General features: G+C 59.5%; 17 protein-coding genes and 1 pseudogene. 15 read left to right on the forward strand and 3 right to left on the reverse strand.

The features are described from left to right. Positions 1-73: 73 nt before the first annotated feature. From ODQ19_RS23515 to pgm, 3 genes are all read left to right on the forward strand, one after another. Entirely contained in the window at positions 74-1498 is a 1425-nt protein-coding gene (locus ODQ19_RS23515) for a hypothetical protein (protein ID WP_330211355.1), read from the forward strand. A gap of 36 nt (positions 1499-1534) precedes the next feature. After that, on the forward strand, positions 1535-2938 hold the full coding sequence (locus ODQ19_RS23520; RefSeq protein ID WP_116668007.1) for an aminotransferase-like domain-containing protein: 1404 nt from the start codon (positions 1535-1537) through the stop codon (positions 2936-2938). A gap of 260 nt (positions 2939-3198) precedes the next feature. Then, the gene (gene pgm, locus ODQ19_RS23525; protein ID WP_330211356.1) at positions 3199-4842 is read left to right on the forward strand and encodes a phosphoglucomutase (alpha-D-glucose-1,6-bisphosphate-dependent); all 1644 of its coding nucleotides are present in this window, start codon (positions 3199-3201) and stop codon (positions 4840-4842) included. A 114-nt stretch (positions 4843-4956) separates the two neighbouring features. Here pgm and ODQ19_RS23530 read toward each other — a convergent pair whose 3' ends face one another. Beyond that, on the reverse strand, positions 4957-5652 hold the full coding sequence (locus ODQ19_RS23530) for a pirin family protein (RefSeq protein ID WP_116668009.1): 696 nt from the start codon (positions 5650-5652) through the stop codon (positions 4957-4959). A 217-nt stretch (positions 5653-5869) separates the two neighbouring features. On the opposite strand from ODQ19_RS23530, the gene ODQ19_RS23535 reads away from it, so the two are divergent. Next, positions 5870-8332, forward strand: a complete 2463-nt coding sequence (locus ODQ19_RS23535) for a UvrD-helicase domain-containing protein (RefSeq protein ID WP_330211357.1) — start codon at positions 5870-5872, stop codon at positions 8330-8332. A 530-nt stretch (positions 8333-8862) separates the two neighbouring features. Here the strand turns inward: ODQ19_RS23535 and ODQ19_RS23540 are convergent. Continuing rightward, positions 8863-9135 (reverse strand): DUF1652 domain-containing protein, encoded by a 273-nt coding sequence (locus ODQ19_RS23540; protein WP_003191138.1) that lies wholly within the window; start codon positions 9133-9135, stop codon positions 8863-8865. 258 nt (positions 9136-9393) lie between these two features. Between ODQ19_RS23540 and ODQ19_RS23545 the strand changes: the two genes are divergently transcribed. The 5 genes and pseudogenes from ODQ19_RS23545 to ODQ19_RS23565 all read left to right on the forward strand — a co-directional run bounded on the left by ODQ19_RS23545 (position 9394) and on the right by ODQ19_RS23565 (position 13609). Next, positions 9394-10203 carry a helix-turn-helix transcriptional regulator gene (locus ODQ19_RS23545; RefSeq protein WP_116668011.1) on the forward strand — a complete coding sequence of 270 codons (810 nt, stop codon included), beginning with the start codon at positions 9394-9396 and terminating at the stop codon, positions 10201-10203. A gap of 49 nt (positions 10204-10252) precedes the next feature. Next, positions 10253-11659: an NAD(P)/FAD-dependent oxidoreductase gene (locus ODQ19_RS23550; RefSeq protein ID WP_330211358.1), complete on the forward strand. Its 1407-nt coding sequence runs from the start codon at positions 10253-10255 to the stop codon at positions 11657-11659. 66 nt (positions 11660-11725) lie between these two features. Beyond that, a pseudogene (locus ODQ19_RS23555) lies at positions 11726-11812 on the forward strand (cupin domain-containing protein); the annotation flags it as partial. A gap of 60 nt (positions 11813-11872) precedes the next feature. Further along, a complete protein-coding gene (locus tag ODQ19_RS23560) occupies positions 11873-12952 on the forward strand; it encodes a polyamine ABC transporter substrate-binding protein (protein WP_330211359.1) in 1080 nt (359 codons plus the stop codon). A 189-nt stretch (positions 12953-13141) separates the two neighbouring features. Beyond that, complete coding sequence (locus ODQ19_RS23565) at positions 13142-13609, forward strand: M10 family metallopeptidase C-terminal domain-containing protein (RefSeq protein ID WP_330211360.1); 468 nt, start codon at positions 13142-13144, stop codon at positions 13607-13609. A 2-nt stretch (positions 13610-13611) separates the two neighbouring features. Here ODQ19_RS23565 and ODQ19_RS23570 read toward each other — a convergent pair whose 3' ends face one another. After that, the gene (locus ODQ19_RS23570; RefSeq protein ID WP_116668015.1) at positions 13612-14397 is read right to left on the reverse strand and encodes a helix-turn-helix transcriptional regulator; all 786 of its coding nucleotides are present in this window, start codon (positions 14395-14397) and stop codon (positions 13612-13614) included. A 199-nt stretch (positions 14398-14596) separates the two neighbouring features. On the opposite strand from ODQ19_RS23570, the gene ODQ19_RS23575 reads away from it, so the two are divergent. The 6 genes from ODQ19_RS23575 (at position 14597) to ODQ19_RS23600 (ending at position 22456) form a co-directional block, all read left to right on the forward strand. Continuing rightward, a complete protein-coding gene (locus tag ODQ19_RS23575) occupies positions 14597-15961 on the forward strand; it encodes an APC family permease (protein ID WP_330211361.1) in 1365 nt (454 codons plus the stop codon). A 9-nt stretch (positions 15962-15970) separates the two neighbouring features. Beyond that, positions 15971-17074, forward strand: coding sequence for a DmpA family aminopeptidase (locus tag ODQ19_RS23580; protein ID WP_330211362.1), 1104 nt, complete (start codon positions 15971-15973; stop codon positions 17072-17074). A gap of 369 nt (positions 17075-17443) precedes the next feature. Continuing rightward, entirely contained in the window at positions 17444-18877 is a 1434-nt protein-coding gene (locus tag ODQ19_RS23585) for a serralysin family metalloprotease (protein ID WP_116668018.1), read from the forward strand. 48 nt (positions 18878-18925) lie between these two features. Further along, positions 18926-19294, forward strand: coding sequence for an AprI/Inh family metalloprotease inhibitor (locus ODQ19_RS23590; protein WP_116668019.1), 369 nt, complete (start codon positions 18926-18928; stop codon positions 19292-19294). Positions 19295-19394: 100 nt separating this feature from the next. Next, complete coding sequence (locus ODQ19_RS23595; RefSeq protein WP_330211363.1) at positions 19395-21146, forward strand: type I secretion system permease/ATPase; 1752 nt, start codon at positions 19395-19397, stop codon at positions 21144-21146. After that, a complete protein-coding gene (locus ODQ19_RS23600; protein ID WP_116668021.1) occupies positions 21143-22456 on the forward strand; it encodes an HlyD family type I secretion periplasmic adaptor subunit in 1314 nt (437 codons plus the stop codon). Before ODQ19_RS23595 ends, ODQ19_RS23600 begins: the two co-directional genes overlap by 4 nt.

Here is a 22456-nt window from a genome sequence, read left to right on the forward strand (position 1 = left end):
ACAGATGTAATAGGTCGAGCAATCCTGTTTGGTAGTTGCTTGAAACTGATATTTCAACTCAGGTAGTAGAACGATGAGCACTATTCATGAACAAGCCATGAGCTATGTTTACCAGCAAGTTCTGCAACGTTTAATCGGGCACTTTACGCGCGCCGAACGAACGTCACTTCAATTGCTCGTTCAGCGAATCGTGGTGGCCGCAGGCGGCATGGAACAAGTGGGCAATTACAAAGTACTGATCGCCCACGGTGGCGGCGAAGTGAGCAGCTACACCCTCGCGTTGCTGCGTGCGGCGCAACTGACCATCGCCGGACGCTCGCCCAAGACTTTTCAGATACGGGTGGCAACATTGCGGCATGCGGGTATGACTCAGGCAACGCTCGACTCTCTGAATCAAAGTTACGCAGCGCTGTTCTTCCATGACGACCCCCGCGTCGAGCTGTTGATGGTGGAAAATCATGAGGTGCTGCCGTTCAACCATCAGCGCCCGGCGTCCAGTGCCGCTCGGGAAATCAGCCAGCGTAACAAGCTGATGATCGGGCACCTGACGTCCGGCGATATCCGCGCCGCCCTGTGCGATGACACGCTCCTGGCCCTGGGCGATTTCTATCAGCGGGTCGCTACCTGGAACGGCGGCGTGCACGCCTTGGTCAGCGGTGATTCAGCGCGCAAGCAAAGCCAATACATCGCGTGGTTGAAAAAAAGTGCGCTGGCGACCGGCCTTGCATTTGCGCCCGCCAAACCATCGTCGCTCAATGGGTGGTTTGCACGCATGGAGGAATGGAGCGTGGGTTGCTACCGCGACCTCTATGGCGAGCACTATGTCGGCAACGAAAGTCCGGGCGGGGGCGGGCATCGTCATTTGGCCTATATCGGCATCGCCGACCTGCTCAAAGACGCCGACGTCGCCCATGCGCCACTGCTCACCGGGTTCCTCGCCCACAAGCGGGACCCGTTCGAGTTCCATTTCAGCCATCCCGCCTATCCCAACCCATTGCTCATGGCGCATTTGCACGGCGTGCAGGCCCAATGCTTGCGTGAGCTTTCCTACGAACATGGCGTCGCAGGATTTGTTCGACAGGCCGGTGACTACCTGCATCGCAGACAAGTACCGGTCGCGCTGATCAAAGAAGCGTCCGGGCGAGAAGGGCAGCTGTTGTCCACCGCATACATCCAGGAGTTCTCCGGTTTGGACGACAGCCAATTGACCTGCCTGTTGTTTGCACCCTTCGTTCAGCATGGCGAACGGTTGGAGAGTTTCTTGCGTCAATGCCATCCCGGCATGCTGGTGGCACTCCCTGAACTGCACAAGGCACTGCAGGGCAAACCCGCATCGGACATCCTGCATCAATGGCTGGTGGATACCAGTGGGTTGCCGCTGCCGCTGTTGCAGCACCTTTATCGTAAGCGCCCGCTGTTAGGCGAACGTGGCATGCGGGCGCGCAAACAAGCTTTCGCGCGGCCCGAGGCGCGCGTCGCCCAAGCATCGGGGCGTTAGCAGCGTGTATTGGCCAATGAAAGCCGGTGATCAACGATGAATCTTCGGGGGGAGCGGCAAGCAGACTTTGCCTATCAGGCGGTGTACCGGTACATGATCAACCTGATCAACGAAGTCAGCCGGGAAACGCCGGTGAAACTGCCTTCCCTGCGGCAGTTATCGACGCGCATGAATGTGTCGATCTCGACGATTCAGTACGCCTATTCGTTGCTGGAAAAGGAAGGGCGAGTGTACTCGGTGGCCAAGTCCGGCTACTTCGCCTGGCCCGTGGCTGCAAACGCGCCCCTTATGGCGGGTACAGACTTGCTCGAGCGTTTGTACACGGCCGCCCGGCGCCCGGCGATGGTGGTGCTCAGTGGCGATGAGCCGGCGCTGTTGGGGTCGCTGGATGGCGCGTTGCTGGCGTTGGAGCGTCAACTGGTACGCCGGTATCCCCATCACCTGCAACCTTCGCAACCCTGCGGTGTGTGGGAGTTGCGCGCGGCCTTGGCCGCACGCTATACCTCGTCGCCCACCCGTTGCTGGCAAGCGGATGAGGTGTATGTGGGGGCCGACCTTCAAGGCGTACTGGACATCTTGATTGATGCCCTGGGCCTTAAAGGCACCGTGGTGGTGGTTGAATCTCCCTGCGATTACCTGGTGTTGCGCCTGCTACAGGCTGCTGGCGTGCGGGTCATTGAATGGCCCTGGCGCGCCGACGGTCGCCCCGATTTGGCCACTTTTGAGCACCTGCTGCGCCATGAGCCGGTGCACCTGGTGCTGCTCTCATCCGTGGTCAGCATGCCCTCGGGTAACGCCATGACCGAGCCCGAGCGGCTGCACGTAGCGCGTCTGCTCGACCAGCACGGCTGTTGGTTGCTGGAGAACGATACCTTTGGTGACGTGAGCTTTGCGCCGCCCGGTCCGGCCTTGCGCAGCCTGGTCAACCCAGAACGGCTGATCGTATTTTCTTCGTTCGAAAAGGTGTTGGGCCCGGAGGCTCCCTTTGGTTACCTGCTGACACGGCAGATGAGCAGTGAATTGCAGCGCCAATTCTTACTGCGTTCGTTTCGACTGTCCGCTATCCGACAACGCGCCATTGCCCGGCTGTACGAAAGCGGTCGGTTCGACCAGCACCTGCAGACGTTGCGCCAGCGCCTCCATGAGCAGGCGCACGCCATGAGTCACCGCTTGGATGCGCGTATGCAAGGGCGCGTGCACTACCGGATGCCCGTGGCTGGGGCGAGTTTCTGGTTGCAGTCGACGGCGCCGGTGGACATGCGCCTGGTGTTTCAGCGCATGCTCGCCCAGCAGGTGGTGATTGCCCCCGGCGAGCTGTTCAGCCTCAGTGGTTTACATCATCAGCATATGCGCTTGAGTCATACCTTCAGCGGCCATCCCAACCTGGACATCGCCCTGAATACGTTGGCGCAGTCACTACAGCAGGCGCAGACTGAGTAGGAGCGAGCTTGCTCGCGAAAAACGTCAACGATAACGCAGGCTTCCTGGATAAACGCGGCGCCGGTGAGTTTTTCGCGAGCAAGCTCGCTCCTACAACTATCCAATGTGGGAGCTGGCTTGCCTGCGATAGCGGCCTGACAGCCGATCAGGATGTAGTGTGTGAAATTTCTCTTCAGACCGTCGGATCGATACCGTCGCGCAGTAGTCCAAGTCTCAGTAAACTGTCATTTTTTCCGAATCCTTCTTTTCGAGGTTTATGCATGACTATCAGTCCTTTTGCGGGCAAACCGGCGCCAGCCCAGTTGCTGGTGGATATCCCGCGACTGGTCACGGCCTACTACACCGGCCAGCCTGATGCAGCGATCTCCACTCAGCGCGTGGCTTTTGGTACCTCCGGGCACCGTGGCAGTTCGTTCGAACTGAGTTTCAACGAGTGGCATGTGCTGGCTATCAGTCAGGCCATCTGCCTGTACCGCGAAGCACAGGGCATCACTGGCCCATTGTTTGTCGGCCTGGATACCCATGCATTGTCGACGCCAGCCGGTGCCAGTGCCTTGGAAGTACTGGCGGCCAACGGCGTGCACGTGATGCTGGCCGAGGGCGACGAGTACACGCCGACGCCGGCGATTTCCCACGCCATTATCTGCTACAACCGCGGTCGTACCAGCGGCCTGGCGGACGGCATTGTGATTACACCGTCCCACAACCCGCCGCAAAGTGGCGGATACAAGTACAACCCGCCTAACGGTGGCCCGGCCGATACCCATGTCACCAAGTGGATCGAAGCCAAGGCCAACGAACTGCTCGCCAACAAGCTGGCCGGGGTCAAACGCATCACTCACGCCCAGGCGCTCAAAGCCGACACCACCTATCGCCATGACTACCTCAACAGCTATGTGGCCGACCTGATCAATGTGATCGACATGGACGCGATCCGCAGTGCCGACCTGCGCTTGGGTGTGGACCCACTGGGCGGAGCAGGGGTGCGCTACTGGTCGGCGATTGCCGAGCATTACCGCTTGAACCTGGATGTGGTGAACACCGAGGTCGACGCAACCTTCCGCTTCATGAGCGTTGACTGGGACGGCCAGATCCGCATGGACCCATCTTCCAGCTATGCCATGCAAAGCCTGATCGGTCTCAAGGAGCGTTTCGACGTTGCCTTCGCCTGCGACCCGGACCACGACCGCCACGGCATTGTCACGCCTTCCGGAGGTTTACTGGCGCCCAACAACTACCTGGCGGTGTCCATCGACTACCTGTTCCAGAACCGTCCGCACTGGCGTGCCGACGCAGTCGTGGGCAAGACCGTGGTGAGCAGCGGCCTGATCGACCGCGTCGCGGCGCGTATTGGCCGCCGCCTGTACGAAGTGCCAGTGGGCTTCAAGTGGTTTGCCGATGGCTTGTTTGAAGGTTCGTTGGGGTTTGGCGGCGAAGAAAGCGCCGGTGCCTCGTTCCTGCGCAAGGACGGCAGCGTGTGGAGTACCGACAAGGACGGTCTGATCCCGGCCTTGCTGGCTGCGGAAATGACCTCGCGCAAAGGCCAGGACCCTAGCCAGATCTACCGCGGCCTGACCGATGCCCTGGGTGAGCCGTTCGCCATCCGCGTGGATGCCAAAGCCACTCCAGCGCAAAAAGCCCTGCTGGGCAAACTGTCGCCGGAGCAGGTCACGTCCACGCAATTGGCCGGGGAGACCATTCAGCAGATCCTCAGCCATGCGCCGGGCAACAACCAGGCGATTGGCGGCTTGAAAGTCATGACCGAAAACGGCTGGTTTGCCGCACGACCCTCGGGCACGGAGGACATCTACAAAATCTACGCCGAGAGCTTTATCGGTGAAGACCACCTCAAGCAACTGGTGGAAGAGGCGCAGGTGTTGGTAGACGGCGCGATCAGCCAATAACTGACACTGTATGTAGGAGCGAGCTTGCTCGCGAAAAACGTCAACGATAACGCGTGCTTCCTGAGTGAACGCGGTGCCGGTGAGTTCTTCGCGAGCAAGCTCGCTCCTACATGATCAGGCCAGGTCCACCAGCACGATTTCGCTGTCCTCAATCGCTGTCACCCGCAATACCTGTTCATCCTCAACCGCCACACCATCTCGCGCCTGTGCCTGCACACCATTGACGTCAATCACGCCCGTGGCGGGCACCAGGTACGCCCGGCGGCCGCTGTCCAGTCGGTATTCCGCGCTTTCCCCTGCCTTCAGGTTCGCCGCCACCAAGCGTGCATCCGCACGAATCCGCAAGCTTTCACTGTCGCCAGCCTTGCCGCTGGCCAGGGTTACAAAGCCCTCGCGGTTGCCTTGTGGAAACGGTTTGGCGCCCCAGGACGGCGGCAAGCCGGCCTCATTGGGGATGATCCAGATCTGGAAGATCTTGGTTGGCGTAGCCTCCAGGTTGTATTCGCTGTGGGCAATGCCGGTGCCTGCGCTCATTACCTGCACGTCGCCGGCTTCGGTGCGGCCTTTGTTACCCAGGTTGTCGGCATGGCTGATGGCCCCTTCGCGCACATAGGTGATGATTTCCATGTCGCGGTGCGGGTGCTGGGGAAAGCCGCTGCCGGGGGCGATGATGTCGTCGTTCCACACCCGCAGGTTGCCCCAGTGCATGCGCTGGGGGTCGTGGTATTCGGCAAAGGAAAAGTGGTGATGAGCGTCAAGCCAGCCATGGTGGGCGCCGCCCAGTGTGTTGAAAGGTCGAAGTTCAAGCATGATCGTCTCCTGTTGATGGGCCTATCATCCAGCAGCGCATGATCGAGAAAAAGCGTAAAAAATGCCTATTTATGATTCATTTATTCGATGGTTAACCCAGGTGTTCACTTTCACTTCATCGCCTAACTGCATGACAGCAAAGCATTTGGCTGGAACTGAGCGGCGTTTCCGGCGACCATGACGGCTTGGTCAAAACAAGCTCAACGCAGGAGTCCGCGTGTCGCAACAACAGCCTGATCTACCCCCCGAACTGCGCCCCTTGGCTGAAATGCCGCTGTTGAAGCGGCTTGCCGCTCGCCTGTTCGGCCATGGCCTCACCCGTTTGCGTGCGCAGCACAGGTTTTCCTGGTTGCATGGCCAGGCCGACGGCTTTCGCAGTGGGCATGAGGCAGGCGTTGAGTACGGTTACCGCGAGGGTAAGGCTGATGGCATCGAGGAGGGCCGACAAGTCCTGCTGATTCGTGACTTTCGCCCCGATGAGCACCGTGCGCCAGGCATAGATGACAGCCTGTTCGACGATTGGCGATTGCCGCTCACCGCAGAGGTGAAGAAACGCATGAAGGCCGATGTCGCGCGCCTGCTGCCAGCCCATGCGCAGCCAAGTGCGGCGCAATGGAAGATGATCTTCAGCGATACCCCCTCGACCTCAGTGATCGCCGGCGCCGGCGCCGGCAAGTCGACGTCTTTGGTACTGCGTATCCTGCTGCTCAGCCATTACCTGGGCTTCGAGCTGAGTTCGATGACGGTGGTGACCTTCACTCGCGAGTCGCGTAAGGACTTCATCAACAAACTCATGGAAATTCTCAGCCTGTGGGGCCAACCCCTTGGCAGCAAAGAAGCCCAGGCCGTGGTGCGCACCTTTCACTCGCGCATCCTGCCGATGGTGCGCAGCCTGCCGGGTTTTGAGCGGCTGCAGGCCTTTGAGAACCTCAGCGGTGGTTTTGAAGATGCCGACAGCAACGCCTTCGACCTGCGTATCAGTGACGCCCAGCGGCAGCAGATGAACGCTTGTTATCACCACTTGTATGGCCGCCATCAGCGTTTTCGCGAGTTGATTGCACCCTTGGCCCGCCATGGCCTTCAGCTCAAGGAGCTGGAGCGCGATCATCCGGACGTGCAAAAGCGCATGGCCGTGACTGAATTGGCGGCCAAGCGCGATGAAGAACTCTGTGATGTGATTGAAGACCTATGGTTTCGCGCCGGCGCCTGGCCGATCAAAGGCATCGAACCCAGCCGTCAGGCCTTTGAAATCAACGGCGCGCAATTTCATTGCCACGGCTACATCCCGGAGCTGGATGCCTGGGTGGTGCTGGGGTTCGATGGGCGTGAAAACCCTCAGATCAGTCGGCCGAACTCGAAACTCTCGGTGCGTGCAGAATGGGCGGTGAAGCGCACGTTGTTTCAAGCTTTCTGCAATAAGCCGCTGATATGGATTGATAATTACGAATCTTCCAAGCGCCTTTTGAGCAGCCTGGGCGGCGATGCTACGGCCGGGCCAGGCTTTGATTACAAGGTTAAAGGCGAGCTCGCTTCGGCGCCCCTGTTGGACAGTTTTGTCATGGCAGCCGGGTTTATCGAGAACCTTGGTTTGGATGTGCCTACGGCGGTTGGCCAGATGAGCTTCGCCAAAGACGACCCGGACCGGCTGTTCTTCGAGGCTCTGAGCATTTTTTGGAAGGCCCTGGAAGATCACCTGCTGGAACAATCGCCGCCGATCATGACCTACAACCGGATGTTCTCGCTGTTTGGCGAAAATACCCCGGAGAACCTCAAGCTGCTCAGCGATCCGCTGTTGCGGCCGATGTCGCATCTGATGATTGATGAATTCCAGGACGTATCGCCGCAGATCGTGTCCTGGATCCGCGCCAGCCTGCGCGAAATCCGCAGCCGTGGGCCGGCCATGCACGTCGGGCGCGGTGCGCAACGCTCCTCCTTGCTGTGCGTGGGGGATGACTGGCAATCGATCTATGGCTGGCGCGGTAGTTCGCCCAAGTACTTCATGGAGTTCAACAAGGAGTTTGTTTCGCCCAGCACCACCCGCGTGATGCTGGGGGAGAACTACCGCAGCCACCAGCACATCATCGACGCTGCCGAACATATCGTCCGTAGCGCGCCGGCCATCCCGGGCAAGAAGGCCAGGGCCAGTGGCGAGCCCAAGGCGCTGGTGCCCGTCACGGTGTTGGAACGTGACGACGCGGCACTGGGGCAGCGGTTGCAGGAGCACTATCAGCGGGGCGATTCGATCCTGATGCTTTATCGAAAAAGTAGTGATAAGTTATTGATTCATGAGCAAATTCAGTCTGTGGTTAATGTGGATTCTAGCTTGGCGCCTCAGGCGCGCAGGTTGAAACAGCTGACGTATCACAGTGCCAAGGGCCTGCAGGCGGATGCGGTGTTTTTGCTGGGTGACTGTCAGCATGTCACCAGCTCGCCGTACAAGAATCAGGTCTATCGCATGGCGGGTTTGGGTAAGGATGGCGACAGCGAGCCTTATGACAATGCCCAGAGAGACGAAGTGTTGCGCCTGGCCTATGTGGGGATTACCCGGGCGGTCAGCCATTGCTATTGGTATGTGGAGAAGCCGGAAGGTCAAGGCGTGAATGTGCCCAGGGCGTCTGAGCGGGTGGATGGCAGGAAGGCGTTTTTTGATGATCAGCGTGCACCGAAGGGGGCTGGCTGACCTGCGATGGCGGCCTGCCAGCCGACGCCTACCTACCTGACACCCCAACGATCGAAAATGTGGGAGCTGGCTTGCCTGCGATGACGGCCTACCAGCCGATACCTATCTACCTGAAACCCCACGATCAAAAATGTGGGAGCGGGCTTGCTCGCGAAGACGGCCTCACAGTCGACACCGTTATACCGAGAGCATATCCATTCCTGCGGTAACGGCCGCTTAGGGTTCCGCTCTGACAGCGGCTCACTTTGCAAAAGCGGCAAAGTAAGCAAAACGCTCTTGCCCCACCACTCGGCACCTCGCCTAGGCTCGGTGTGCCCGAACGCAGGCTTGAATCCGTGGGCCGCCGCCACGCGCCATCCATGGCGCGGGGCGGCTAACCCGGCGTCCTGCCGGGTTAGCCACGAATTCAAGCCTGCATTCGGCCAGCGTGGTTTAACGGGGCGCCTGAGATCAAGATCAAAAGCAGATCAAGATCAAGAGCGACTCGCTTCGCATCGTGGTTACCGTCAGAGTGGGCGGTTAGCCCCGCCTCACGCCCGCAACGACAACGGCGGTACGAAACTCTCCAATTCATCCTCCACGGCCTCGATGATGCGCTCCACATCAGCCGCGTTCATCACCGTAGCGCACGGAATCCCCGCGATAGCGATCAACGTCTCGCCACTGGCCCGGTCGAACAGGCGGGCGATCATGCTGCCGGGGGCGTCCATGCTGCCCTCAAAACCCATCGGGTGAAAATGCCAGCGCATCAGCTGGCAGGCGTTGGGAAATGTCACTTTGTTCATGTTGCCCACCTTGTTCATTGAGCGCTTCCTTTAGCTCGCGGCAGGGGCCAAGACCTTCGCTGGTCATGACATCTAAGGGCTTAAAAATAGCATTCGTTCGCAACTGCAAGGTGACTTTTTTGAGCCCGTTCGGCGGTTCTTTCGCCTAATTTTGATATGGATCATGTCCTACAGAGGAATAGGCAAAAGGCCATTAGTCAGGCGCTCGATTTGACCATTGAAGGGGCGGGTAAACTTCGGCACTCTCAAGCATTTTCTCCCGCCGTAGAGCCCAATATGCCCGACATCGCCCCAGACGATGAGTGTCAGAGTTCCCACGCTACCGGCGCGCTGGTGCTGCGCCACCACCTGTGCTGGCGCCATCGCGATCTGGACGGGGTGATGGCTTACTACCATCCCGAGATCCAGTACCACGATTTCTTCCAGAACCGTGTGGTGGGCTATGCCGAGTTGCGCGAGTACTTGCAAGCCAGCATGCCCCGTGAGGCAGATGAGGCTATTGAACACACTGACCGCATCCGCGCCGATGGCGATACGGCGTTTATCCAGTACCGCATCACGTTGCGTGGCGGCCAGGGCCTGGTGTCGTTTCGTACCAGTGAGGCCATTACGGTGCGCGACGGGTTGATCTGGCGGGTGAATGAATATGCGTCCCTGGTGCACGAGCAACCCGCCCAGGCACTGCGCCCTACGGTCAGCCGCCTGGGCCTGTCGCCCCAGCAGTTGGGTTATATGGCCAATGACCTGCAACAATATTTTGAGCGTCAACAGCCGTACCTGGACCCGGAGCTGGACCTGCAGCGGGTCTCCAAGGCCTGTGGCTACAGTCGCAACCAGATGTCCTACCTGCTGAACCAAGTGCTGGGGCAGAGCTTCTATCGCTACGTCAACCAGGCGCGACTCCAGCATTTACTGGCCGCGCTGGACCACGCCACCGCGCCGGTCAAAGTCGATGAGTTGGCCTTTGCCGCCGGTTTCAATTCACTCTCGGCGTTCTACAGCGCTTTTCGCCAGCACACCGGGCAATCGCCCAAGGCGTACCTCAAACAAATTTCTGTGCGTGCACGCGCGCAAGACAGCCTCTGACGCTGCGCTCTAGGATCGACCCTATCGAACCGATGTAGGGGAACCTGGCATGCCAGCATGGCGCAGTATCAGTTTATGGATGGACCAGTTGGACGACCCGCTGGTAGCGCGCCCGTCGCTGGAGCACGACTTGGACGTCAATGTGGCGATTATCGGCGCCGGCTACACCGGCCTGTGGACCGCCTATTACCTGAAGCGCCAGGCCCCCGAGCTGAAAATCGCGATCATCGAGGCACAGACTGCTGGGTTTGGCGCATCCGGTCGCAATGGTGGCTGGTTGATGGGTAACCTCTTGGGGGAAGACCGCCTGCTGGCTGAGCTTGCCCCTCAGCACCGGCGCGCTTCGTTTGACCTGCTGCACGGTATTCCCGATGAAGTGGCTCGGGTGCTGGCTCGCGAGGGCATTGACTGCGACTACCGCAAAGGCGGCGCCTTGTATTGCGCGGCACGCTACCCCGAGCAGGAGGGCAGCCTGCGCCGCTATCTGGACAAGCTTTACGCCCAGGGCCTCACCGAAGACGACTACCGCTGGCTCAACCCGCAGCAATTGGCCGAGCAGGTCCGCATTGCCAAGCCTTATGGCGGCATCTATGCCCCCCACGTCGCGACGATCAACCCGGCAAAGCTGGTGCGTGGCCTGGCGCGGGCCGTTGAGAGCCTGGGCGTGACCATTTACGAAAACAGCCCCGTGACCCATTGGCAGTCCGGCGGCCTGCGCACCGCCAAGGCCAGCGTGCGCGCCGCCTGGGTGGTGCCTGCGGTCGAGGGTTACGCCAATACCTTGCCCCTATTGGGCCGCTACCAGTTACCGGTGCAGAGTTTGATCGTCGCCACCGAACCGCTGCCGGCCAGCACCTGGGCAGACATCGGGCTCAGTCAGGGTCAGGCCTTTGGCGAGAGCAGCCGACAAGTCACCTACGGCCAGCGTACGGCCGACAATCGTCTGGTCTTCGGCGCCCGTGGTGGCTATCAATTTGCCGGCAAGTTGCGGCACAACTTCGACCTGACCGACAGCGAAGTGGAGTTGCGTCGCTACCTGTTTGGCGAACTCTTCCCACAGCTGAAAAAGGCCAGGATTACTCATTCCTGGGGCGGCAACCTCGGCATGTCGCGCCGTTTTCGACCACACATGCTCTGTGACCACAGCACCGGCGTCGCACTGTCCGGCGGCTATGGCGGGGAGGGCGTGGGCGCCACCAACCTCGGCGGCCGCACCCTGGCCGATTTGATCCTCGGCCGCGACACCCTGCTGACCCAACAACCCTGGGTAATTCGCGAAGGTGGCCTCAAAGCACTCAAGGCCTGGGAGCCGGAGCCGTGCCGCTGGCTGGGGTACAACGCGATCATCCGTAGTTTTGTCCATGAAGACCAGGTTTTGGCCAACCCCAACACTGCGCCCTGGCGCCGCAAGCTGGCGACCAGCCTTGCCGGTTTCATGGAAGGTTTCATGCACTGACTCGTCACCCACAGGGGAAAAACCATGAGCATCACCCAATTCAAAGACACGCTGAACACCCCTCTGCCAGACGCACTGATGTTGCCAGCCAATAGCACCGGTATCTGGGATATCCAGGAAACCGTGCGCAAGACCTATGTCCTGATTCTGTAACGCTTTGATCCTTGATCGCCTGCCATAAAAACAGCCCTAAAACCGCCAGGAAATCGAACCATGAAAGCCATTGCCCTGTTGCCCTTGATGTTGGTGGCCTCTATCAGCCAGGCCGCCGAGACCGTGAAGATCTATAACTGGTCGGACTACATCGCGCCGGACACCACCAGGAATTTCCAGAAAGACACCGGCATCGGTTTCACCTATGACGTGTACGACAGCAACGAAACCCTCGACGGCAAGCTGATGACCGGTAAATCGGGCTACGACGTGGTGTTCCCCTCCAACCATTTCATGGCGCGACAGATCCAGGGCGGCGCCCTGAAAAAGCTCGACAAGAGCCAGTTGCCCAACTGGAAAAATCTCAACCCGGTGCTGCTCAAGGCCCTGGAAAACAACGACCCCGGCAATGCCCACGGCTTCCCGTACCTGTGGGGCAGCACGGGTATCGGCTACAACATCGACAAGGTCAAGGCGGTACTCGGCGCCAACGCCCCGGTGGATTCCTGGGACTTGATCTTCAAGCCGGAAAACATGGCCAAGCTGCAAAAATGCGGCGTCGCCATCCTCGACAACGGCCCCGAACTGCTGCCAGCCGCGCTGAATTACCTGGGCTTGCCGCACCACAGCAAAAAAGCCGAAGACTACAAGAAGGCCGAAGCCTTGCTGATGAAAGTGCGACCTTACGTGGCGTATTTCCATTCCTCGAAATACACCGCCGACCTGGCCAATGGGGACATCTGTGTCGCCGTCGGTTTCTCCGGCGACATCCTGCAGGCCGAAAGCCGCGCCAAAGAAGCCAAGAACGGCGTGAATATCGGCTACAACATTCCCAAGGAAGGCGCGGCAATCTGGTTCGACATGGTCGCCATGCCCGTCGACGCACCCAATGAGAAAGCCGGCTATGCGTTCATGAACTACCTGCTGCGCCCGGACGTGATGGCGAGTATCACCAACTACGTGCACTACGCTAACGGCAACGCGGCGGCCGACAATCTGGTAGACCCGGCGATCAAGGCCGATACCAAGGTGTATCCAAGCGCGGAAATGATGGGCAAGTTATTTGCACTGCAAGCCATGCCGTTGAACATCGACCGGGTGCGTACTCGGGTTTGGAATACCATTCGTACGGGGCGTTGATTAACATGAAAACAGCGCCCCCAGGAAGGCCGACAAGTCATTGGTACTGGGCGGGATAAATAATCACGTCATAGTTAAGACATGTGATGTCAATTATTTGGAGTGGAAAGTGTTATTGCCTGCGTGAGAGATTTCAATCCGCAACGCGTAACACTTTCACATACACTCATTATCTGACAGGTGACTTATATGTCTTCCATACAAAGCCTCCCCACTGGCGGCACGTGGACCCAACCGGAAAACAGCCCGCCCACTTTGCGCGGCACAGACCAGCGTGAGCGCCTTGAAGCCAGGCGTGGCGAGCCCTCGGTGCTCATCGGCGGTGGCGGTGCCGACCAGCTGGTGGGGCGCCAGGGTGAAAACACATTCAAATATGAAAAAAGTACCGACTCCCTTAGCGATGACCCTGACACCCTCTTGAACTTCAACCCCAAGGAGGATGAAATCGATGTGTCTGGGGTATTAAAAGACCACAATATCTCAGCTATTAATATTCAGCCTGGCCCACCCGTGGAAGTGGGGGATGTGCAACTGACTCATGAGTTTGGCGTGAGCACTTTGACTATCAAGGTCAACCCTGAAGGGCCGAACTTTTCTATACGCGTTGATGGCGTAAATCTTTTGCCGCAGCATATTAATTTCTTTCACTCTGACTAAGCCTATGGATTCTCCAAGTCATGCCCCAGCGACTGAATGAATAACGAAAACAGCTCGGGTTGCGACGAAATGTCCAGCTTGGCGTACAAATGCCTGCGGTGCACTTTTACGGTGTCCGGCGAGATCTTCAGGCGTTCGGCCATGGCCTTGGAGGAGAACCCACGCAACACCAGGCGGGCGATTTCCAGTTCGCGGTCCGACAGTACACCGCTGCCGAAATGACTCAGGGCATCGCGAATCTGGCTGTCCATGGCTGGTGCTCGCTCGGTGCTTTGCTGCCAATGCTGCTGCATGAGCGGCAACACCCAGGCCGACAGCGTGGTCAACAGCCCGGTTTCTTCAAAGCTGAAGCGCCGTTGCATGCCCAGTGACAGCGACAGGGTGCCGGCGCCGGGCAATTGCAGGATCAATTGCACTTCGTCTTCCAGCACATTGTCATGGAAATAATTGAGGAAGTACTCACTCTGGCGAAAATGGTCCGGCGCCACTTCCTCCAGGCGGTAAACGCCGCTGGCATAATGCTCGCGGCAGGCTTGGTAAAACGGGTCAAGCAGGTACAGGCCGTTGAGGTACACCAGCATCGACGCGGGCTTGCTGCTGGGCTGGGCGTCGTACTCTTCCAGGGCCTGGGGCGGACCATCCAGCGGGTAGAAAATCGCCAGGGCATTATCGAAGGGCAGGCATTGGTGCAATAACAGCACCAATTGCTTCCAGAACCGCTCGGTGCCGATCTGAGACAGGGTGCGGCCCAATCCCGCGTGCATACCTATTTCCCGGAACAGGTTCATCTCAACATCCCCACCCTCAAATGATCGGCCAAGGGTTAGGCTTCTGGCGGGCACCGTCAAGGGGAGTACGCCAATAGGGGAATTGGCCGACAGCCCTGCCAACCGATAACGTCGTCACTGTCCAACGGGAAGCATATCCCGAGGAAAAATCATTTTTCGTTTCTGCCTCACACCAAAAACAACGACAGAGGATAACGATATGAGTGCTACCCCCGCGCCCGATGGCGTGCTCAAGCCCACCCTGAGCGTCTTTGATGTAGTGGCTATTACCGTTTCAGCGGTAACGCCGGCCAGTTCCGTCTTTGTGATCGCCCCATTTGCCATCCAGCAGGCGGGCAGTGGCGTGTTCCTGGCATTCGTGATGGCGGCGTTGCTCGCGTTGATGTTTGCTTTCTGTTACGCCGAGCTCGGCCGCGCCCATAACAGCGCCGGTGGCGAGTACGTATATGCCAAGCGCGTGTTTGGTGGCATGGCCGGTTATGCCACCTTCCTGACAGTGCTGGTGATGTTGTTGTTTATCCCGCCGGTATTGGCGACCGGTGCGGCGACTTATCTGAATAACGCTCTGGGCACGACATTCGACGCGCAAACTGTCGCCCTGGTGATCGTGGTATGCAGTTACGCCCTGGGCATCCTCAATATCAAGCTCAACGCCTGGATCACCGGCACCTGCCTGCTGTTGGAAGTGGCGGCGTTGCTGGTGATTGTGGTGATCGGCTTCGGTAATCCGGTGCAACCGGCCAGTGTGTTGCTGCAGCCACAAATCGTCGAAAACGGCGTGTTGCACCTGGCGCCCTGGGCGTTGGTGATCGGTGCCGTCGGCATCGGCCTGTTCTCGTTCAACGGCTACGGCCCAGCGGTGTTGCTGGCCGAAGACATGAAGTGCGGCGGCAAGGGCGTGCACAAGGCGGTGCTCTGGTCCCTGGGGTTGGTGGTGGTCATCGAATTGGTACCGATCACCGCGCTGTTGATTGGCGCGCCGTCCCTGAGCGAGATGATCAGCAGCCCCGACCCGATCGGCTACCTGTTGACCAGCCATGGCAATGAAACCCTGTCGCGGTTGGTGAGCGCCGGGATTTTCCTGTCGGTGTTCAACGCGATCGTCGCCATCGTGATCCAGATTGGCCGGGTGGTGTTCAGCAGCGGTCGCGATGCGCTGTGGACGCCGAGTATCAACAAGCTGTTCACGCGTATTCACCCGCGCTGGGACTCGCCGTGGCTGGCGACGCTGTTCCTGGCGATACCCTCGGCGCTGTTGAGCTTCAGTTCTAACCTGGCCGACCTGACCTCATTCAGCGTGCTGCTGATCATGCTGGTGTACCTGGTGGTGGCGCTGAGCGCGCTGATGAGCCGGGTGCTGCTGCGTGATCGCGAGCATCCCTATCGCATGCCGTTATGGCCGCTGCCAGCATTGCTGGCGGTGCTCGGTGCCGGTTACCTGCTGGTCACCTTGATCCTTGAGGCCTCGGTACGCGACATCATGATCATCATCGGCTTGCTGGCCCTGTCGGTGATTTTGTATTGCATCAGTGGCCGGTTGAGTCCAGCGTTTCAGAAACTGTAGGGAGTGGGTATGCGTGCACGTCAATTGGGCATCACGTTGGGGCTGGGCATGCCCGGCGAATTGAATGCCATCACCGATGTTCCCGGCGTTCGCGTCGGCCATGCCACGCTCAAGGCGCATGTCGACGGCAAGCAGGTACGCACCGGCGTCACGCTGATCCAGCCGCGTGCCGGGGAAGCTCGACATCAACCCTGTTTTGCCGGCTACCACGTGCTCAACGGCAATGGCGACGCCACGGGGCTTGAATGGATCAGCGAGGCGGGGCTGTTGACCACGCCGATGGCCATTACCAACACCCACAGTATCGGGGTAGTGCGCGATAGCCTGATCGCCCTGGAGCGCGAGCGTCTGGCGGACCCGGCGGTGTATTGGTGCATGCCGGTGGTCATGGAAACTTATGACGGCCTGCTCAACGACATCTGGGGCCAGCATGTTCGCCCTGAGCATGTGCGCCAGGCCCTGGACCAGGCTGAAAGCGGCCCGGTGCAGGAAGGCGCGGTAGGCGGTGGCACCGGCATGATTTGCCACGAGTTCAAGGGCGGCATCGGCACTGCGTCACGGCAGTTGCCAACGGAGCAGGGCGGCTGGACCGTCGGCGTACTGGTGCAGGCCAACCATGGCAAGCGCCAGGAGCTACGGGTCGATGGCTACCCGGTGGGCCGTCACTTGATGGATATTGCTTCGCCCTTTGCCGAGCGTGGCACTCCCGGCATGGGCTCCATCGTGGTGATCATCGCCACTGACGCTCCCTTGCTGCCCCACCAATGCCAGCGCCTGGCACAGCGCGCGTCCATCGGCATTGCGCGCACCGGTGGCGGCACCGAGGATTCCAGCGGCGACCTGTTCCTGGCGTTTGCCACCGGTAACCGTGATTTGCCACCGGCCGACTATGGGCGCAAGGACCTGCCGCTCAGCACCGGGTTGCAGATGGTCAACAACGATCATATTTCGCCGCTGTTCAGCGCGGCGGCAGAGGCGGTGGAGGAGGCGATCATCAATGCCATTCTGGCAGGTGAAGATATGACCACCCACGACGGCGTCAAGGTGCCGGGCCTGGCTGGCGAAACCCTCTTGGCAGCCCTGCAACAGTGTGGCTGGAGTATGTCCCGGTAATGGGGGGCAGCGCACTTTAATAGTGCGAATAGTGGCTCTTTAATGTTGCTAATGACACCGTGACAATATATTGGATCCATTAATCAAGTCGGCCGCTCACTTAGAGTGCCTTTACTTGTATTTAATATTTAAATAGTGGTGAGCGCCGATTCGGCCACACAAACGCAACGGCCCCCAATAAACACTGCGTGCGACTTCTTCAACTTGAACCTGCGTCACAATTGTGCGATGGAAATAGATGTAGACGAAAGATTTCAAGTTGTGTCAGTTTTCTTACGCCTTCAAAAGAGGTGAGTGATAGGACTATCCTCGCCCGCGAGGTTCCTATCGAACAAAGACTGATGCACTTGCAAACAAGGAAGTACGTTTATGTCAAAAGTAAAAGACAAAGCTATTGTATCTGCCGCGCAAGCCAGCACTGCTTACTCGCAAATCGATAGCTTCAGCCATTTGTATGACCGTGGCGGTAACCTCACAGTCAATGGCAAACCGTCCTACACCGTGGACCAGGCAGCGACCCAGCTGCTGCGGGATGGCGCCGCGTATCGGGACTTTGATGGCAACGGCAAGATCGATCTGACCTACACCTTCCTCACCTCGGCTACCCAGAGCACCATGAACAAACATGGCATCTCAGGGTTCAGCCAGTTCAACGCCCAGCAGAAAGCACAGGCCGCACTGGCCATGCAATCCTGGTCGGATGTCGCCAACGTGACCTTTACCGAAAAGGCTTCCGGCGGTGACGGCCACATGACGTTCGGCAACTACAGCAGTGGCCAGGACGGCGCCGCGGCCTTCGCTTACCTGCCCGGTACCGGTGCAGGCTACGACGGCACCTCGTGGTACCTGACAAACAACAGCTACACGCCGAACAAGACCCCGGACCTGAACAACTATGGCCGGCAGACCCTGACCCACGAAATCGGCCACACCCTGGGCCTGGCTCACCCTGGCGACTACAACGCCGGGAACGGCAACCCGACCTATAACGACGCAACCTATGGACAGGACACGCGTGGCTATAGCCTCATGAGTTACTGGAGCGAGAGCAACACCAACCAGAACTTCAGCAAAGGCGGCGTCGAGGCTTACGCTTCCGGCCCGCTGATCGACGACATCGCCGCGATCCAGAAGCTCTACGGTGCCAACCTCAGCACCCGCGCCACGGACACCACCTACGGGTTCAACTCCAACACCGGGCGTGATTTCCTCAGCGCCACTTCCAATGCCGACAAGCTGGTGTTCTCGGTATGGGACGGTGGCGGCAACGACACCTTGGACTTCTCCGGTTTTACCCAGAACCAGAAGATCAACCTCACTGCCACCTCGTTCTCTGATGTGGGCGGCCTGGTGGGCAACGTGTCCATCGCCAAGGGCGTCACCATCGAGAACGCGTTCGGTGGTTCGGGCAACGACCTGATCATTGGTAACCAAGTCGCCAATACCATCAAGGGCGGGGCCGGCAACGACCTCATCTACGGCGGCGGCGGTGCGGACCAGCTGTGGGGCGGCGCTGGCAGCGACACTTTCGTGTACGGTGCCAGTTCCGACTCCAAGCCAGGGGCTGCGGACAAGATCTTTGACTTCACCTCGGGTTCGGACAAGATCGACCTGTCCGGTATCACCAAGGGTGCGGGCGTGACCTTCGTCAACGCATTTACCGGGCATGCCGGCGATGCTGTACTGAGCTATGCCTCAGGTACCAACCTGGGCACCTTGGCCGTGGACTTCTCCGGGCACGGCGTGGCGGATTTCCTCGTCACCACCGTTGGCCAGGCGGCTGCCAGTGACATCGTAGCCTGATGTAAAGCGCGCGGCGCTTCGGTGCCGCGCTCCAGGCTGGAGTTGGATATGCCACGTTTTTCCCATTTGATCGCCTGTGTTGTGCAGGTGTTGTTCGTGTCGGCAGGAGCCCACGCAATGGCTAGCAGTCTTGTATTACCCACCTCCGCGCAGCTTGCCGGGCAGTGGGAGCTGAAGCAGCAGGGTCAGGTGTGCGCGCTCAAGTTAGTGGAGCAAGCCAACGCCTTGGAGGGTGATATCGCCTGTGCCGAGCAATGGCTGGGCGACAAGCCGCTGACGTGGTCGCCCACGCCGGATGGTATTTGGCTGTTTAACGCTGAAGGCTCTGGGATTACCCATTTGAATCGCCAGAAAGAAGGCGACTATCAAGCCCGCACTAAAGCGGGCGAAGTTGTAAGGCTGCAACGAAAACTTTAATTAAAAGTTATAAGCATATAACTCGATTTGTTAGGCGGCCGTACCCTACTCGGTAGGGGTGACCCTTTTGCGTAATTCGCTGCAAGGAAAAACAATTAATATGGCGAAGTCCCATGGGGTGGCGCCCTTATTCAGGGCGTTGGGTGAATACAAGAGTATTTTGATCAGCGTTGGCTGTTTCACGGCATTGATTAACCTATTAATGCTGGTGCCCTCGATTTACATGCTGCAAGTGTATGACCGTGTGTTGTCCTCCCAGAATGAAACCACCCTGGTGATGTTGACGCTGATGGTCGTAGGCTTCTTTGCGTTTATCGGCCTGCTGGAAGTGGTGCGCAGCTTTATCGTGATCCGCATTGGTAGCCAGTTGGAGCGACGTTTCAACTTGCGCGTGTACAAAGCCGCGTTCGAACGCAACCTGCAGCGCGGCCAGGGGCATGCCGGGCAATCCTTGGGCGACCTGACCGCTCTGCGCCAATTCATCACGGGGCCGGCGCTGTTTGCGTTTTTCGATGCGCCGTGGTTCCCGATCTACCTGTTCGTGATTTTCCTGTTCAATGTGTGGCTCGGCGTGCTGGCCACGGCCGGCGCAGTGTTGTTGATTGGCCTGGCGTGCCTTAACGAATACCTGACCAAAAAGCCACTGGGCGAGGCCAGTGGTTATTCGCAGCAGTCCACCCAATTGGCTACCAGCCATTTGCACAACGCCGAAACCATCCAGGCCATGGGCATGCTCGGTGCGCTGCGCCAACGCTGGTTTGGCGTGCATTCGCAGTTCCTGGGCTTGCAGAACCAGGCCAGCGACACCGGTTCGATCATCACCTCCTTAAGCAAATCCCTGCGCCTGTGCCTGCAATCCTTGGTGCTGGGTCTGGGCGCCTACCTGGTGATCAAGGGCGACATGACCGCCGGGATGATGATCGCAGGCTCCATCTTGATGGGCCGCGTACTCAGCCCCATCGACCAATTGATTGCAGTGTGGAAGCAATGGAGTTCGGCCAAGCTGGCCTACCAGCGCCTCGACGAACTGCTGCGCGAATTCCCGCCAGAGGCCGAGCACATGGCTTTGCCTGCGCCCCACGGCCAGGTCAGTTTCGAGCAGGTCAGCGCCGGCCCGCCGGGGCGGCGCATGGCGACCCTGCATCAGGTCAGCTTCAACCTGGCTGCCGGTGAAGTGCTGGGCGTGCTCGGTGCGTCGGGCTCCGGCAAGTCCACCCTGGCCCGTGTGCTGGTGGGCGTGTGGCCGACCCTGGCCGGTACCGTGCGCCTGGACGGCGCGGATATTCACCGCTGGAACCGCGACGACCTTGGCCCGCATATCGGCTATTTGCCCCAGGACATCGAGCTGTTCAGCGGCAGCATTGCCGACAACATCGCGCGCTTTCGCGAGGCCGACCCGGAGCGGGTGGTCAAGGCCGCGCAACAGGCCGGTGTGCATGAATTGATCCTGCGCCTGCCCCAAGGCTACGACACCGTGCTGGGCGACAACGGCGGTGGCTTGTCCGGCGGCCAGAAACAACGCGTGGCCCTGGCCCGCGCCCTGTACGGCGGGCCGCGCCTGATCGTGCTGGACGAACCCAACTCCAACCTCGACACCGTCGGCGAAGCCGCATTGGCCAGCGCCATCATGCAAATGAAAGCCCAGGGCAGCAGCGTGGTGCTGGTCACCCATCGTTCCTCGGCATTGGCCCAGGCCGATAAATTGCTGGTGCTCGGCGAAGGCCAGTTGCAGGCATTCGGGCCCAGCCAGGAAGTGCTGCGGGCCTTGGCAGGGCAGCAGGAAGCGCCGAAAGAAAAACCCGGTGTCAGCTTCAGTCGTCACTACCAGGCCGGAAGGAATCCAGGCGCATGAGCAGCCTTACTGTTGAACCTCAAATTAAAGAACGCGATGCCGGCTTTTTCGTAAAAATGGGCTGGGTGATGACCATTGTCGGTGCCGGTGGTTTTTTCCTCTGGGCCAGCCTCGCACCGTTGGATCAAGGTATACCGGTCCAAGGCACCGTGGTGGTGTCCGGCAAGCGCAAGGCGGTACAAACCTTCAGCCCCGGCGTGGTCAGCCGCATCCTGGTCAAGGAGGGCGAACTGGTCAAGCAAGGCCAGCCGCTGTTTCGTCTCGACCAGACCCAGAACCAGGCCGATGTGCAATCGCTGCAAGCCCAGTACCGCATGGCCTGGGCCAGCGTGGCGCGCTGGCAGAGCGAGCGTGACAACCTGCCCGGTATTACCTTTCCTGCTGAGCTGAGCGCCAACCCTGATCCAGCCCTGATGCTGGTGCTGGAAGGTCAGCGCCAACTGTTCAGCAGCCGTCGCGACGCGTTTGCCCGTGAACAAGCCGGGATCCGCGCCAGCATCGAGGGCGCCAACTCTCAGCTAAGTGGTATGCGCCGTGCCCGCAGTGACTTGACCGCCCAGGCCCAATCCCTGCGCGCGCAACTGAGCAACCTGCAACCCTTGGCCGACAACGGCTACATCCCGCGCAACCGCCTGATGGACTACCAGCGCCAATTATCCCAGGTGCAGCAGGACCTGGCGCAAAACGCCGGTGAAAGCGGCCGGATAGAGCAGGGCATTGTCGAATCGCGCCTCAAGTTACAGCAGCACAGCGAGGAGTATCAGAAGGAAGTGCGCAGCCAACTGGCCGACGCGCAACTGCGCAGCCTGACCCTTGAACAGCAATTGACCTCCGCCGGCTTCAACCTGCAACACAGCGAGATCAACGCGCCGGCCGATGGCATCGCGGTCAACCTCAGCGTGCATACCGAAGGCGCCGTGGTGCGCGCCGGTGAAACCCTGCTGGAGATCGTGCCCCAGGGCACACGCCTGGAAGTAGAAGGGCACCTGCCGGTGCATTTGGTGGACAAGGTCGGCACACACTTGCCTGTAGACATCCTCTTCACCGCCTTCAACCAAAGCCGCACGCCACGGGTGCCGGGCGAAGTCAGCCTGATCTCCGCCGACCAGATGCTCGATGAAAAGACCGGTGCGCCGTACTACGTGCTGCGCACCAGCGTGAGCGAGGCGGCGATGGAAAAACTCAACGGCCTGGTGATCAAGCCCGGCATGCCCGCCGAGATGTTCGTGCGCACCGGCGAGCGTTCGCTGCTCAACTATCTGTTCAAGCCGCTGCTGGACCGTGCCGGCTCTGCGTTGACCGAGGAATGA

Origin of the sequence: Pseudomonas sp. AM4(2022), from assembly GCF_036346515.1 — a bacterium.
Classification (GTDB): Bacteria; Pseudomonadota; Gammaproteobacteria; order Pseudomonadales; family Pseudomonadaceae; genus Aquipseudomonas; species Aquipseudomonas paracarnis.

Bases quoted from the DNA above. Each gene is read 5' to 3' on its own strand.
- ODQ19_RS23515 (WP_330211355.1), top strand. From the start codon at position 74: ATGAGCACTATTCATGAACAAGCCATGAGCTATGTTTACCAGCAAGTT.
- ODQ19_RS23520 (WP_116668007.1), top strand. From the start codon at position 1,535: ATGAATCTTCGGGGGGAGCGGCAAGCAGACTTTGCCTATCAGGCGGTG.
- pgm (WP_330211356.1), top strand. From the start codon at position 3,199: ATGACTATCAGTCCTTTTGCGGGCAAACCGGCGCCAGCCCAGTTGCTG.
- ODQ19_RS23530 (WP_116668009.1), bottom strand. From the start codon at position 5,652: ATGCTTGAACTTCGACCTTTCAACACACTGGGCGGCGCCCACCATGGC.
- ODQ19_RS23540 (WP_003191138.1), bottom strand. From the start codon at position 9,135: ATGAACAAGGTGGGCAACATGAACAAAGTGACATTTCCCAACGCCTGC.
- ODQ19_RS23545 (WP_116668011.1), top strand. From the start codon at position 9,394: ATGCCCGACATCGCCCCAGACGATGAGTGTCAGAGTTCCCACGCTACC.
- ODQ19_RS23550 (WP_330211358.1), top strand. From the start codon at position 10,253: ATGCCAGCATGGCGCAGTATCAGTTTATGGATGGACCAGTTGGACGAC.
- ODQ19_RS23560 (WP_330211359.1), top strand. From the start codon at position 11,873: ATGAAAGCCATTGCCCTGTTGCCCTTGATGTTGGTGGCCTCTATCAGC.
- ODQ19_RS23565 (WP_330211360.1), top strand. From the start codon at position 13,142: ATGTCTTCCATACAAAGCCTCCCCACTGGCGGCACGTGGACCCAACCG.
- ODQ19_RS23570 (WP_116668015.1), bottom strand. From the start codon at position 14,397: ATGAACCTGTTCCGGGAAATAGGTATGCACGCGGGATTGGGCCGCACC.
- ODQ19_RS23575 (WP_330211361.1), top strand. From the start codon at position 14,597: ATGAGTGCTACCCCCGCGCCCGATGGCGTGCTCAAGCCCACCCTGAGC.
- ODQ19_RS23580 (WP_330211362.1), top strand. From the start codon at position 15,971: ATGCGTGCACGTCAATTGGGCATCACGTTGGGGCTGGGCATGCCCGGC.
- ODQ19_RS23585 (WP_116668018.1), top strand. From the start codon at position 17,444: ATGTCAAAAGTAAAAGACAAAGCTATTGTATCTGCCGCGCAAGCCAGC.
- ODQ19_RS23590 (WP_116668019.1), top strand. From the start codon at position 18,926: ATGCCACGTTTTTCCCATTTGATCGCCTGTGTTGTGCAGGTGTTGTTC.
- ODQ19_RS23595 (WP_330211363.1), top strand. From the start codon at position 19,395: ATGGCGAAGTCCCATGGGGTGGCGCCCTTATTCAGGGCGTTGGGTGAA.
- ODQ19_RS23600 (WP_116668021.1), top strand. From the start codon at position 21,143: ATGAGCAGCCTTACTGTTGAACCTCAAATTAAAGAACGCGATGCCGGC.